The sequence below is a fragment of the Micromonospora sp. WMMD754 genome (assembly GCF_049315235.1).
Lineage (GTDB): Bacteria > Actinomycetota > Actinomycetes > Mycobacteriales > Micromonosporaceae > Micromonospora > Micromonospora sediminicola.
Genome location: NZ_CP186058.1, coordinates 182,045 through 195,057, shown reverse-complemented (window position 1 = coordinate 195,057; position 13,013 = coordinate 182,045). Strand labels below are relative to the sequence as shown.

Sequence of the window (13,013 nt, the reverse complement as noted above, 5' to 3'; positions counted from 1 at the left end):
GACGCTAGTCGCTCCCGACCGGTCGTGGCGCGCCCCCACCCCGGCGTGCCGCGCGACGCGCCGGGTGCGCCCGTCGCGCCCGCGCCTCCCCGGACCAGCCGGGGGCCGGCCCGGGGAGGTAGGGGCGGGCGGACGCGGTCAGCCCCGCGTAGCGCCGGGCGGCCGGTTCGGACGGGTGGGCGGCCAGGGCGCGGCGGAACTCGGTGAGCTGGCCGACGGCCCGGTGCGAGCCGGAGCGGACGGCGTCGAGCAGCGCCGCCGAGGCCACCTCGCACGCCTCGGGCACCTCACCGAGTCCCAGGTGCGCCCGGGCCAGCCAACTGCCGTAGACGGCGGCCCGGCGCGGCCGGCCCGGGACCGTCGCCGCCCGGGCCAGCAACGGGACGGCGCGCGCCGGCCGGCCCGAGGCGACCAGCGTCCGCCCGGTCATCGCCGCCAACTCGGCCTCGTCGAGCCAGTAGAGCCAGGGCGGTTCCCGGCCCGGCTCCGGCGCACCGGCCCCGGCCGCGCCGGCGAGCGCCCGGTCGGCGGCGCGGTGCCGGCCGGCGAGCGCCGCCGCGAGCGCGACCCGGTGCAGCAGCAGCGCCCGCAGGCCTGCTGAGGCGGTGGCGCGGCCGGCGGCGTACCCGATCCGGGCCAACGTGAGCGCGCCGGCCGGATCGCCGGCGTCGGCCAGCAGGTGGCTGGCGGACCCGAGCACGTACGCGGCGAGCGGCCGGTCCCCGGCGGCCAGGGCGGCGCGCAGCGCCAGCCGGTAGGCCGCCAGACCCGCGGCCGGGTCACCGGCGTCGGCGGCCAGCCATCCGGCCAGCTGGGCCGACTCGGCCAGGACCGGCAGCAGCCGGCGGCGGCCGGCGGGCCCGGCGAGCCGGTAGCCACGTGCGGCGCGGCGCAGCCGGCGGGCGCCGAGCACGGCCAGGTCACCCCCGCCGAGCAGATCGTCCCAGCGCCGCAGCGCGGCCAGCCCGACCCCGTCCGGCGCGGCGCGGGGACGGGCGCCGCCCGACGGCGCGTCCGGACCCTCGGGCGCGGTCGGGGAGACGCCGGCCACCGGGTCGTCGCGGAGCAGCGCGTCGCCGAGCGGCCCGGCCGACGTGCCGCCGGTCGGGTCGGCGGCCCAGCGGTGCGCCAGGGTGAGCAACGCGAACCGGGCGCGCGACCCGGCCGGGTCGACCGCCGCCGGCGCCACGCCGAGGCGGCGGCTGCGCGCGGCGGCCTCGGCGATCAGCTCGCCGGGCACCCCCAGGACGGTGGCCAGCCACGCGGACCAGAAGTCACCGGGGAGGCGGACCTGGCGTTCCCACCGGGACACCTCGTGGCGGGTCAGGGTGGGCACGCCGGAGGCGGCGCAGAGCTCGGCGGCGACCCGCTGCTGACTCCAGCCGCGGGCGGAGCGCAGCTCGGCCAGGAGCGGCCCGAGCAGGCGGGGGCCGGACGGCGAAGACGGGATCATCGGGTCCTCCGGGGTGACGGCGCGGGACGGCGGCACGGACACCGGTCGTGCCGGACCGGCGCGTCGCCGTCGTGGCGACCCCCGACGCGGGCCCCCGGGCCGGCCACCGGCCACCCCACCGCGCTGCCGTCGTTTCTACCCCCGGGGTACGACGCTCCGGCGGGGCCTGCTCGCGGGCTGGGAACATCCTCGGTGCGCCCGCCCGGTCCGGCTAGAGTCGGTCCGTGGCGCTCGGTCTTCCCTCGGTCCTCCCCAACTCCCAGCCGGCGATCGGGGAGCTGATCCGTGACGGCCGGCCGACCTTCTCCTTCGAGTTCTTCCCGCCGAAGACGCCGGCCGGCGAGAAGCTGCTCTGGCAGGCCATCCGCGAGCTGGAGTCGTTGCGCCCGTCGTTCGTCTCGATCACCTACGGCGCCGGCGGTTCGACCCGGGACACCACGGTCGCGGTGACCGAGCGGATCGCCACCGAGACCACGCTGCTGCCGATGGCGCACCTCACCGCGGTCAACCACTCGGTCGCCGAGCTGCGACACGTCATCGGGCGGCTGGCCTCGGTCGGTGTGCGCAACGTGCTGGCCGTGCGGGGCGACCCGCCCGGCGACCCGGGCGGCGAGTGGGTCCCGCATCCCGAGGGCGTCCACTACGCCGAGGACCTGGTCCGGCTGGTCCGCGACAGCGGCGACTTCAGCGTCGGGGTGGCCGCCTTCCCGTACAAGCACCCGCGCTCGCCGGACGTGGCCAGCGACACCGCGCACTTCGTCCGCAAGTGCCGGGCCGGCGCCGAGTTCGCCGTCACCCAGATGTTCTTCGACGCCGACGACTACCTGCGGCTGCGCGACCGGGTCGCCGCCGCCGGCTGCGACACCCCGATCCTCGCCGGCGTGATGCCGGTGACCCAGATCGGCACCATCGAGCGGTCGGTGCAGCTCTCCGGGGCGCCGTTCCCGCGGGCGCTGGCCGAACGGTTCGAGCGGGTGGCCGACGACCCCGCGGCGGTCCACCGGCTCGGCGTCGAGCAGGCCGGCGAGATGTGCGCCCGCCTGCTGGACGAGGGCGTGCCGGGGATCCACTTCATCACCCTCAACCGGTCGACCGCCACCCGCGAGGTCTGGCAGCGGCTGCGTGCCGACGCCCGGGTGTGACCACCCGCCGGACGACACCCGCGCCGCCCTTCTACGGTTGATCCGTGGTGGGCACACAGCTGAACTGGGACCAGTACGCGACCGCGTGGGCGCGGCTGCACGGCGGGTTCGATCCCCGGACCGCGGCGCCGGTGGTGCGCGCCTGGCTGCGCTTCGCCTACCACGTGGGCTACGTGCTGGGCCGGCTGCGGGTCGGCCCGACCGCGGTGACCGTGTTCGGCGTGCTGCTCTGCTTCTGCGTACCCCTGCTGGTGGGCCGGGTCGGCGACGGACCGTTCCTGGGCTCGCTGTTCGTGCTGCTCGCCGCGGTGGCGGACAGCGTCGACGGCGCGGTGGCGGTGGCCACCAACCGGACCACCCGGCTGGGCTACGTCTACGACTCGGTCGCCGACCGCCTCGGCGAGGTGGCCTGGCTGATCGCGTTCTGGCTGCTCGGCGCGCCCGGCGCGCTGGTCGCGGCGGCCGGGGGACTGTCCTGGCTGCACGAGTACGTGCGGGCCCGGGCCGTGTCCGCCGGGATGCGGGAGATCGGCGCGGTGACCGTGGGGGAGCGGCCCACGCGGGTCTGTGTGGCCCTGGTCGGCCTGCTGGTCGCCGGGCTCACCGGGCTGATCGACGCCGACCTCACCGCCGGCACCATCACCATGGCGACCACGGTGTGGGTGCTGCTCGCCGGGTTCGGCCTCGGCCAGTTGCTCGCCGCCGTGCGTCGCGCCCTGGTCGACGCCGGCTGACCGGCCGCGCGGGCGCAGTGGGCGCGTCGCGTGGGGTGGGCGTTAACAAGGGGCCCTTCCTCTACCCGAGGCGTTAAGAAGGGGCCCTTCCTTACACCCTCACCAGGCCGGGCCGACCGCCTCGGCGACGATCTCCGCGGACAACGTCACCATGGGCAGCCCGCCCCCCGGGTGGCTGGAGCCGCCGACCAGCCAGAGCCCGGCCGCCGGCCCCCGGTTGGCCGGGCGCAGCAGCCCGCCCGCGGTGCCGTAGATCGCCCCGCCCGGCGCGCCGGTGGCCGCGTCCAGGTCGGCCGGGGTGCGGATCTCCCGGAACACCAGCCGGTCCCGCACGTCCACGCCGCGTTCGGCGAGCACGTCGAGGATCCGGTCCGCGTACGCGTCGGCCAGCCCGGGCCGCCGCCAGTCCACCGCCCCGGCGGCGGTGCCGTGCCGGGGCGCGTTGACCAGCACGAACCACGCCTCGTGGCCGTCCGGCCGGACCGTCGGGTCGTCGGCGGCGGTGACGAAGACGGTCGGGTCGGGCGCCGGACGGGCCCGCACGCCGCGACCGGGGTCGCCGAAGACGGCGTCGAATTCGGCGTCGTAGTCGCCGGGGAAGAAGACGGTGTGGTGGGCCAGCCCGGAGTCGCCGCGGACGCCGAGCAGCAGCACGAAGCCGGCCAGGCTGCGGTCGGTGAGCGCGGCCAGCCGGCGCGGGTCGGGCAGCAGGTCCCGGTAGACGGTGAGCGCGTCCACGTTGGCCACCACCACGTCGGCCGGAACGGGGGCGGCCGACCCGGCGACGCGTACCCCGTGCACCCGGCCGCCGGCGGCGTCGATCCGGGTGACCGCGGCGTCGGTGCGCACCACCACGCCCAGGTCCAGGCAACGCGACAGCAGCGCGTCGGCGAGCGTGCCCAGCCCGCCGCGCAGATACCAGCCGCCGTACGCCAGCTCCGCGTAGGGGACGGCGACCAGCGCGGCGGGCGCGCGGCGCGGGTCGGCGCCGGTGTAGGTGGCGTAGCGGTCGAGCAGCATCCGCAGTCGCGGGTCGGACAGGTATTTGCGGCCCAGGCCGCGCAGCGTGCGGCCGGGGCCGATCGCGGCGAGGTCGCCCAGCCGCCAGGCCAGCGCGGCCAGGTCGCGCGGGGAGTCGACGGTGCGGCGCAGGATGTCCCGGTGCGAGGCCGCCCACACCCGGTCGGCCCGGCGCCACAGCCGCTGCCAGTCGGCGGCGGACCGGTCGCCGAACGCGGCGCCGACACGGGCGGCGAACTCGTCCGGGTCGGCGCAGGAGTCCAGCGTGGGACCGCCGCCCGGGAAGACGTGCCGCACGATGGGGTCCAGCGGGACCAGGTCGAGGTATTCGTCGAGCTTCGCGCCGGTCGCCTCGAACAGGTCGGAGAAGACCTGCGGCAGGGTGACCAGGCTCGGCCCGGTGTCGAAGCGCCACGCCCCCTCCGGGGTGTGGTGGGTGTAACGGCCGAGTTTGCCGCCGACCGTGCCGGCCCGTTCGAGGACGGTGACCTCGTGCCCGGTGACCGCGAGCCGGGCGGCGGCGGCGAGGCCGCCCACGCCGGCGCCGATGACCACGATGCGCGCCATGACGTGCCCCTCCTAGGTGACCGGGCGACCCCGCCAGGTGAGCCGGCGTCGCTTCCGCAGATGGTACGACCGGACGGTCAGCCAACCGAGGACCACGACCGACACGGGGTGCGCCAGCGCGTCGGGCCAGGCCCGGCCGCCGGTGGCACGGGCGCTGACCACGCGCCCCGCGACGCCGCCCAGGTAGGCCAGGAACGCCACCGCGGCCACCGCCGGCGCGCCGGCCACCAGCGCCGCCACGGCCAGCAGCGGGGGCGCCGTGTAGAGCAGGAGCAGCAGGGTCAGCACGGCGGCCGCGCCGGCCGGGTGCCCGAACGACGCCCAGAGCGACTTGGTGTAGCCGTCGCGCAGCTGCGGCCAGTCGTCGTACATCCGGCAGGAGGCCAGCCGGGAGCCGTCGGCCAGCGCGATCCGGCCGCCGGCCCGCTTCACCGCCCGGGCCAGCTCGATGTCCTCCAACACCTTGTCGGCCACCGCCGCGTGCCCGCCGGCCCGCAGGTAGCCGGCCCGGTCCACGACCAGGAACTGCCCGCCGGCGGCGGCCAGCGAGGGCCGCCGCGAGCGTTCCATCGCGCGCAGCGGCAGGAACGTCAGCCACAACCACTGCAACAACGGCTGCACCAGCCGGTCGGCCGCGGTCCGCACCACGATCCGGGGGTACGGCGACAGCAGCGTCGCGCCCGCCGCGCGCAACTCGGCCACCGCCGCCGCGACCGCGTACGGGGTGAGCACCACGTCGGCGTCGACGAACGCCAGCACCGTCGGTTCCGGGTCGGCCCGGGTGGCGAGCTGCCAGCAGGCGTGCGGCTTGCCCAGCCAGCCGGGCGGTGGGGCGACGCCGCTGAGCAGCGTCACCCGGGGATCGGCGCCGGCCACCGCGCGGACCACGTCGGCGGTGCCGTCGGTCGAGCCGTCGTCGAGCACCACGATCCGCAGCCCCGGCACCCCGCGCTGGGCGAGCAGCGCGCGCAGGCACGGGGTGACCCGGCCAGCCTCGTCGCGCAGCGGCAGCAGCACCGCCACCGCCTCGGCGGCCTCCACCGGGGCGGCGCCCGGGCGGCGCAGCCAGGCGAGCGCGTTGACGAGCGTGTGCCCGGTGAGCGCGGCGACCGCCACCACCGACGCGAGGGCGGCGGTCATGCCGGCGCGTCGACGCGCGGCGTGGGATCCGGCGCGGCGGCCCGGTCCCGGCGGCCCCGCCACAGCGCCACCGCCAGCGGCACCGCGGCCACCGCCATGCCGGCCGCGCCCCAGAGCGCGGACGCGGGCAGCCGGAGGAAGACCGCGTGCGCCAGCACGCTGGAGGCGTACGTCCAGAGGTAGAGCGCGAACATCGGGGCGTCCCGGCCGTCGACCCGGTCGACGGACGGCCCGGCGAGCGGGCGCAGCGCGGCGGCCAACAGGACCGCGAAGCCCAGCCAGCCGAGGTAGTTGCTGACCGGGATGCCGGGAAGTCCGGGCAGCGCCGGGGTGGCGTCGAGCCAGGTCCAGTAGCCCTCGGCCACCATCTGCGGGTCGAGGAACAGATCCCACGCGGCCAGCCCCACCGCCGCGAGCGCGACCCGTGCAAGGAGGGGCCCCTTCTTAACGCCTCCGGTAGAGGAAGGGCCCCCTTTTAACGCCTGGGTGAGCCGGACTGCGGTGAGCCACGCCGGCCAGGCCATCCAGGTCCAGGCCAACGGGATGATCAGCGGCACGCCGGCCAGCTTCGGGCCCAGCTCGCCGGAGTAGTCGTAGCTGCCGAACGGGAACCCGGTGGCCACGCCGAGCGCCTCGACGGCGAACCCGCCGCCGGTCGCGACCGCGACCAGCGCGGCCGCGGCCCGGACGCCCCGGGTGAGCAGTGCGTGGCCGACGGAGAGCAGCCAGCCGAGCACCACGGTGGCCACGGTCAGCCCGGCCCGGGTCGCGCCGCCGGTGAGCGGGTAGCAGATCTGGGCGAGGACCAGGACGGCCAGCAGCGCCCAGGGCAGCCGCACGCCTCTCACCGTGCCGCCTTTCGTTCGCGACTGCGGGGCTCGCAGGCCCGGCTCACTCCTCGCGCTCACGTCCGGTCCGGCGGGGGGAGTGGCAGGTCCCGGCCGAGCACGCCGAACGGCCGCTCGTCACCGGGGAAGTGGAAGTGCCGCAGGACGTCGGTGAAGCCGAACCGGCGGTAGAGCCGCCAGGCCCGGGACGTCTGCTCGTCGGCCTCGGGGGTGGAGAGGAGCGTGGTGTCGCCCTCGGCCATGGCGAGCAGCGCGCGCAGCTGGCGGGCGCCCAGGCCGTGTCCCTGCGCGGGTGGGCGGACGTGCAGCTCGACCACCTCGAACGGATGGGTCAGCCAGCGCTGCCGGGCCGGCGGGGTCAACGCCCGCAGCACCTGGTCGTGCCACCACTGGCCGCTGGCGCCGAGGTAGCCGTACCCGAAGCCGGCCAGGTGTCCCTCCGTGGTCAGGCTGGCGACGGCGCGGAAGCCGGGCCGGCGGACGTGGGTGGCGATGTAGCCGCGCCGGGCCTCCAGCAGGTCGGGGCGGTAGCCCATCGCCTCGCCGTAGACGGCCACCACGTCGTCCAGACGCCGGACCAGGTCGTCCGGCGTCCACCGCACCAGCCTCATGCGTTCCCTCTCGCCGAGTCGGGGTCGCCCTCGGCGGCGACCCAGCCGAGCACCCCACGGTCGCCGACCACGTCGCCCACCGCGAACCGCGCGAACAGTTCCTCCGCGTACCAGCCCTCGGTGGGGGTGCGGGTGATCGCGGCGCGGTGCTCGGGGGAACGGTACGCGAACGCGACCAGGTCCGCCGGGTCGCGCCACACGCTCACCGTGCCCTGCCAGCCCAGCGGCGCCTCGCCCACGCCGAACCGGGCGAGCAGCCCGGGCGCGGCGTGCAGCGCGCCGGCGACCGGCGGGATCGCCCGCCAGAACGTGGCCGCCCGCCGGGCCCGCAGCCGGGCCCGGGTCAGCGCCAGCACCGGCCCGGTTGCCCGGCCGCCGGCCGGCGCGCCGAACGGCTCCCGGCCGGACCACTGGCCCCGGCTGGTCAGCGGACGCAGCTCCACCCGCACCGCGGCGCTCGCGATCCGGGCCCAGGACCGGGCGACCGGGGAGGAGTCGAAGCCTGCCGCGTCGGCGGGGGAGTCCCACACCACCAGCGCGGCCCAGCGGGTCAGGTCGGCGTCGCCCGGCCCGAAGCCGGTGCCGGTCCCGGTGCCGAGCAGCTTGGCGAAGCGGACGCCGGGCAGCCGGCGCAACCGGGCCGGGTGGGTGGCCATCCGGGCCAGCGCCCCGGGCACGGACCGGCGGGGGATGCGCCACACGTGCAGCGTGACGAGGTCGGGGTTCACGCCACCTCGGCCGGGGTGCCGGCGGTGATCCGCAGCAGTTCCGCGTACGTGGTGGGGAACACCGCCTGGGGCACGCCGCCGGCCGCCCACACCTCGTCGTATCCGGCCAGGGCCGTGTCGACCAGGGTGCGCAACGGTCCGGGGTGGCCGACCGGGGCGACCCCGCCGATCACCTGGCCGGTGTGCCGCCGGACGAAGTCGGGGCTGGCCCGGCGCAGGTGGGTCACGCCCAGCGTGGCGGCCAGCCCGGCGGTGTCGACCCGGTGCGCGCCGGAGGTGAGCACCAGCAGCGGCGCGTCGTCCGCGTCGAAGATCAGCGAGTTGGCGATGGCGCCGACGGCGACGCCGAGCGCGTCGGCCGCCGCGGCGGCGGTGTGCACCGCCTCCGGCAGCAGGCGGACGCGGCTCGGACCGCCGGAGCCGTCCCGCGCTCCCGCGTCGTCGAGCGCCCGCTGCACCGCCTGCACGTTCGGGTGTGGCTGCATGCCGGCCATTCTCCCCGCCGCGCCCGCCCGGCGCGCAGCCACCCACGCCGCGTCCCGCCGGCCCGGCTACCGGAACCGGTCGGCGAGCCCGGTCAGCTTGGCGACGTACGCGGGCCAGTCGTGGTCCCGGGGGAGGCTGGTGTTCCCCTGCTGCCAACCGATCGCCCCGTCGTGCTGTTCGCGCAGGATGTCGGCCTGCCCGGCGTGGCGGGCGAGGTCGTAGACCACCCGCACGACGATCTCGTGCAGGGTCACGTCCGGGGCGTCCGGCCCCCACCACGGCACCCGTCCCGGGGCGTCGAGCGGCAGCTCGGCGATCGTCTCGTCGGCGAAGGCCCCGACGCGCCGGTAGAGGTCGATCAGCCCGTCCTTCGTCTCGTCCTCCCGGGCGTACCAGTCCGCCTGGGGGTCCTCCTCCTGCGCGGCCAGGGAGACCAGTTCCTCGGGCGTCGGGAACTCGCGGCCGAAGGTGGGCCCGAAGTAGCCGGCCTCGACGTTGAGGCAGTGCTTGATGATGCCCAGCAGGCTGGTGCCGGTCGGGGTACGGGGCAGCCGGGCGTCGCGTTCGCCCAACCCGTCGAGCTTCCAGATCAGGTCGTCGCGGCACGCCTGGAGGTAGTGGCGCAGCGCCGTCTTCGGGTCGTTCTTGTCAGCCATGCGCGTCAGTCTGCCGCCGCCGGACGAGCCGGTGGGGTCACGGCGGGTCGCCGCCGCTGGCGCGGGCGGCGACGAACGCGGCGATGCCGTCGAGGATCCGGGCCAGGCCGAAGTCGAGGGTGTCGTGGTCGGCCGGGCCGTCCGGGCCGGGGCGCAGCGCGGCGTCCAGCGCCGGGTAGCGTTCCTCGCGGCCCCGCACCAGCGCGCCGAACGCCGCCTCCCGGCCGGACCCGGGCGGCAGGCCGGCCAGGTTGCGGGCGTGCCCGACCAGCAGCGACGCCACGTCCAGCCGCTCGGTCGCGGTGAGCCCCGTCCCGGCGAGCGCGGCGACGACCCGTTCCACCCAGGACAGTTCGTGCGGTCCGGGCAGCCGGGCGCCCACGGCCGCCGCCTGCGCCCACGGGTGCCGGCGGAACCGCTCGACCAGCCGCCGGGTCCAGTCGTCGAGCTGACCGCGCCAGTCGGCCCCGGCCGGCGCCGGAGGGGGTTCGCCCAGCGCCGCGTCCAGCATCAGCGCGACCAGCTCGGCCCGTCCGGGCACGTAGCGGTAGAGCGCCATCTTGGTGACGTCGAGCGACTCGGCGACCCGCTGCATGGTGAGCCCGTCCAGCCCGTCCACGTCGGCGACGGCGATGCCGGCGCGGGCCACGGCGGCCGGCGAGAGGGTGGGGCGGGGGCCCCGCCGGGGGCCGGCGGGCGCGCCCCAGAGCAGCTCGAACAGCCGCTTCTTGTCGACCTCGCCGGCCCGCACGGATCGCCCTCCCACCTCGCCGGGCGGCGCCGGTCCGCCCGCTACGCCGACGATACGGCCACCTGCGCTCCGGACCCGGCCCGGCCCGCGCCGGGCCGGGCCGGGAATCGGGAACCGGGCCAGCCCGGCGTGGTCCGGACCCGCCCGGCGGCGTCCACCACCAGCGCGGCGTACCCGTTCAGGGTGGCCAGCCAGTCCGGGGCGTCCGGGCCGCGGGCGACCGCCGCGGTCGCGTACACGTCGGCCCAGAGCAGGTCGGGGCCGACCACGGTGACCGACCGGACGGCCCCGGCCGGTCGCCCGGCGCGGGGGTCGGTGATGTGCGTGCCGCGCCGGGCGGTGCCCGAGGTGGCCACCGCGCCGTCGGCCCGCTCGACCACGTCGAGCATCCGGTCCGGCCGGTCGGGGTCCTCGACGCCGACCCGCCAGGGCGGCCGGCCCGGCGCGGCCCGCAGCAGCACGTCACCGCCCGCGTTGAGGCACAGGTCGTGCCCCGCCAGGTCGGTCAGGTGCCGCGCGGCGCGCGCCACCGCCCAGCCCTTGACCAGCCCGGACGGGTCGAAGCCCACGCCGCCGAGGGGCAGCGGCAGGCGACGGGCGTCGAACCACCCGCCGGTACGCGCGCGGGCGGTCTCGCATAGCGCGGCCACCTCGCGCAGCAGCGGGTTCGTGGTGGTGGCCGGATCGGGCGGCGCGCCGCCGAGGCGACCCAGCTGACTGTCCGGCCGGTACGTGCTGAACACCGCGTCGGCCCGGCGCAGCTCGGCGAAGACCCGGGCCACCCGCTCCGCCACCGCCTCGGTGCGCACCGCCGGACCGCGCAGGTGGATGCTGACCGGCAGCCCCATCACCTGCTCCACCCAGGCGCGCCGGTCCGGTCCGGCCGGCGTGGTCACCGCAGGTGCGCCGCGTCGATGGCGGACTGGAGCGACTCCCGGTAGCCGTCGCTGGTGACGGTGGCCCCGGAGACGGTGTCGATCCGCGCGCTCTGCGCCGCCAGGGCCTCCTGCCGCAGGATCGGCACCGCGTAGTCGTTGATCTCCTGATCCCGGTGGTTGCCGTCGGGCACCTGGACGGCGGCCACGTCGGTGATCTTCCCGGCGGAGACGGTGATCCGTACCTGCACCGGCCCCCACCGGGTCTGCGCCACCGACCCGGTGGCCGTGCCGCTGCCGCCGCTGTCGGTCGTGGCGCCGCCGGTGGCGACCGCGCCGGTCTCCCCACCCGCGCCCATGGTGCTGGTCCGGTAGCTGAACAGCAGCACCAGCGCGGCCACGGTGGACAGCAGCCAGACGGTGATCCGTCGCACGGATCCTCCCTTCGCGCCCGTCACCAGGCGAAGCGTTCGTGATGGACGTGCGCGTCGGGCACCCCGGCCGCGCGGGTCGCGACCCGGACGGCGTCGACCCAGCCGTCCGGCCCGCAGAGGAAGACGTCGTGTCCGGCCACGTCGGGGGAGAGCCGGCGCAGTGCCTCGGCGTCGGAGAGCCCCTCGGCGTACCTCGGCAGCCAGGACGGCCGCGCCGCCCGGGGCCCGACCAGGTGGTGCACCACCAGCCCGCGTTCGGTGACGAGGCGGTCCAGCTCGGCGGAGAAGACCAGGTCCTCCGGGGTGCGCGCGCGGTGGACGAGCACCGCCTCGCCGGGCGTGTACGGCAGCTCCCAGAGCAGCGCCAGCAGCGGGGTGAGCCCGACACCGCAGGCCAGCAGCGTGATCCCGCCGCCCCGCCAGTGCTGCCCGGTGAGCCGCCCGTACGGCCCCTCGATCAGCACCCGGGTGCCGGGGCGCAGGGCGGCCACCCGGGCGCTGCCGTCGCCCAGGTCCTTGACCGTGATCCGGAGCAGGTCCCCCCGCGGCGGCGCGGACAGCGAGTACGGGTGGGCGCGGGACCAGCCGGGACCGTCCAGGAACCGCCAGAGCAGGAACTGGCCGGCCCGTACCGGCAGCCGGTGCAGGTCTCGCCCGCGCAGCCAGACCGAGGTGACCCCGGGCGCCTCGGCGACCACCGCGGCCACCTCGATCCGGTGGCGCAGCGAGCGCCAGGCGGGCAGGCCGAGCCGCCAGATCAGCACGCTGGCCAGCGCCAGCAGGTAGACCGTCCACCAGTAGGCGCGGGCGAGCGGCGAGGCGAGGAAGTCGGCGCCGGTCCAGAGCTGGTGCGGCAGAGCCAGCGCGACGCCCAGGTAGGCGTAGAGGTGCAGCAGGTGCCAGGACTCGTAGCGCAGCCGCCGCCGGGCCGCGCGGACCGAGGTCACCACCACCAGCGTCAGCAGCGCCAGCGCCGCGGTGGCCAGCAGCATCCCGGGGTACGTGACGACGAGGTCCCAGGTCTCGGCGAGCACCCCCCGGCGGGCGGTGCCGGCGTATCCGAGCACGGTCAGCAGCACGTGCGTCAGCAGCAGGTGGAACGAGGCGAATCCGGCGAGCCGGTGCCAGCGGGCGATCCGGTCCTGGCCGAAGCGGCGTTCCAGCAGCGGCACCCGGGCCATCAGCACCACCTGGACCAGCATCAGGTCGGCGCTGACCAGGCCGGCGAGCCGGCCGAGCGAGGTGAGCCCGGTGGCCGCGCCGGCCAGCAGCTCCTGCACGCCACGGTCGGCGGTCCAGAGGGCGGTGACGACCAGCAGGCTGAGCGCCGCGAGGGCGCCGGCGACGTCGGCCCACCAGGCGGGGGCGGTCGGCGGCGGGCGGCGTGGGGCCTGCCGGCCGGCCACGGCGGCGGTCACCGGAGGGTCTTCTCGGTACGGCTGACGCTCATGGGGTAAACCCTGGGCCGGCGAGTTCCGGTTCTCCTTTGCCGCTGCTGTGCCCCGGCTGGGAATCCGACGGGGTGCCGGCGTGTCCCCGGCGCGTCACACGTTGCGTTTTCGTCGGTG

Annotated in this window: 14 protein-coding genes; 2 read left to right on the top strand and 12 right to left on the bottom strand. The window is 77.2% G+C overall.

What is annotated here, in order from left to right:
• Positions 1–4 precede the first annotated feature (4 nt).
• Positions 5–1,453, bottom strand: a complete 1,449-nt coding sequence (locus tag ACN27B_RS00880) for a helix-turn-helix domain-containing protein (RefSeq protein ID WP_422743044.1) — start codon at positions 1,451–1,453, stop codon at positions 5–7.
• Positions 1,454–1,677: 224 nt separating this feature from the next.
• Here ACN27B_RS00880 and metF point away from each other — a divergent pair, with 224 nt between their 5' ends.
• Together metF and ACN27B_RS00870 are read left to right on the top strand one after the other, a co-directional pair.
• The gene (metF, locus tag ACN27B_RS00875) at positions 1,678–2,595 is read left to right on the top strand and encodes a methylenetetrahydrofolate reductase [NAD(P)H] (protein ID WP_091573248.1); all 918 of its coding nucleotides are present in this window, start codon (positions 1,678–1,680) and stop codon (positions 2,593–2,595) included.
• Positions 2,596–2,639: 44 nt separating this feature from the next.
• On the top strand, positions 2,640–3,329 hold the full coding sequence (locus ACN27B_RS00870) for a CDP-alcohol phosphatidyltransferase family protein (protein ID WP_098746681.1): 690 nt from the start codon (positions 2,640–2,642) through the stop codon (positions 3,327–3,329).
• A gap of 99 nt (positions 3,330–3,428) precedes the next feature.
• On the opposite strand, the gene ACN27B_RS00865 is transcribed toward ACN27B_RS00870, so the two are convergent.
• The 11 genes from ACN27B_RS00865 to ACN27B_RS00815 form a co-directional block, all read right to left on the bottom strand.
• Positions 3,429–4,916, bottom strand: a complete 1,488-nt coding sequence (locus tag ACN27B_RS00865; RefSeq protein WP_099164264.1) for a phytoene desaturase family protein — start codon at positions 4,914–4,916, stop codon at positions 3,429–3,431.
• Between the two features lie 12 nt (positions 4,917–4,928).
• Positions 4,929–6,056: a glycosyltransferase gene (locus ACN27B_RS00860; protein WP_099164994.1), complete on the bottom strand. Its 1,128-nt coding sequence runs from the start codon at positions 6,054–6,056 to the stop codon at positions 4,929–4,931.
• Positions 6,053–6,904, bottom strand: coding sequence for a carotenoid biosynthesis protein (locus ACN27B_RS00855; RefSeq protein WP_099164265.1), 852 nt, complete (start codon positions 6,902–6,904; stop codon positions 6,053–6,055). Before ACN27B_RS00855 ends, ACN27B_RS00860 begins: the two co-directional genes overlap by 4 nt.
• A 56-nt stretch (positions 6,905–6,960) precedes the next feature.
• Complete coding sequence (locus ACN27B_RS00850; protein ID WP_099164266.1) at positions 6,961–7,515, bottom strand: GNAT family N-acetyltransferase; 555 nt, start codon at positions 7,513–7,515, stop codon at positions 6,961–6,963.
• Positions 7,512–8,243 carry a monooxygenase gene (locus tag ACN27B_RS00845; RefSeq protein ID WP_422743040.1) on the bottom strand — a complete coding sequence of 244 codons (732 nt, stop codon included), beginning with the start codon at positions 8,241–8,243 and terminating at the stop codon, positions 7,512–7,514. The genes ACN27B_RS00850 and ACN27B_RS00845 overlap by 4 nt, the downstream gene beginning before the upstream one ends.
• A complete protein-coding gene (locus ACN27B_RS00840) occupies positions 8,240–8,728 on the bottom strand; it encodes a YbaK/EbsC family protein (RefSeq protein WP_091577184.1) in 489 nt (162 codons plus the stop codon). Before ACN27B_RS00840 ends, ACN27B_RS00845 begins: the two co-directional genes overlap by 4 nt.
• A 66-nt stretch (positions 8,729–8,794) precedes the next feature.
• A complete protein-coding gene (locus tag ACN27B_RS00835; RefSeq protein WP_422743038.1) occupies positions 8,795–9,385 on the bottom strand; it encodes a DinB family protein in 591 nt (196 codons plus the stop codon).
• Between the two features lie 37 nt (positions 9,386–9,422).
• A complete protein-coding gene (locus ACN27B_RS00830; RefSeq protein ID WP_422743036.1) occupies positions 9,423–10,136 on the bottom strand; it encodes a TetR/AcrR family transcriptional regulator C-terminal domain-containing protein in 714 nt (237 codons plus the stop codon).
• A 41-nt stretch (positions 10,137–10,177) separates the two neighbouring features.
• The gene (locus tag ACN27B_RS00825; RefSeq protein ID WP_422743034.1) at positions 10,178–11,032 is read right to left on the bottom strand and encodes an FAD:protein FMN transferase; all 855 of its coding nucleotides are present in this window, start codon (positions 11,030–11,032) and stop codon (positions 10,178–10,180) included.
• Positions 11,029–11,445, bottom strand: a complete 417-nt coding sequence (locus ACN27B_RS00820; protein WP_172967953.1) for an FMN-binding protein — start codon at positions 11,443–11,445, stop codon at positions 11,029–11,031. Before ACN27B_RS00820 ends, ACN27B_RS00825 begins: the two co-directional genes overlap by 4 nt.
• A 20-nt stretch (positions 11,446–11,465) precedes the next feature.
• Positions 11,466–12,863 carry a ferredoxin reductase family protein gene (locus tag ACN27B_RS00815; protein ID WP_422743032.1) on the bottom strand — a complete coding sequence of 466 codons (1,398 nt, stop codon included), beginning with the start codon at positions 12,861–12,863 and terminating at the stop codon, positions 11,466–11,468.
• Positions 12,864–13,013: the final 150 nt, after the last annotated feature.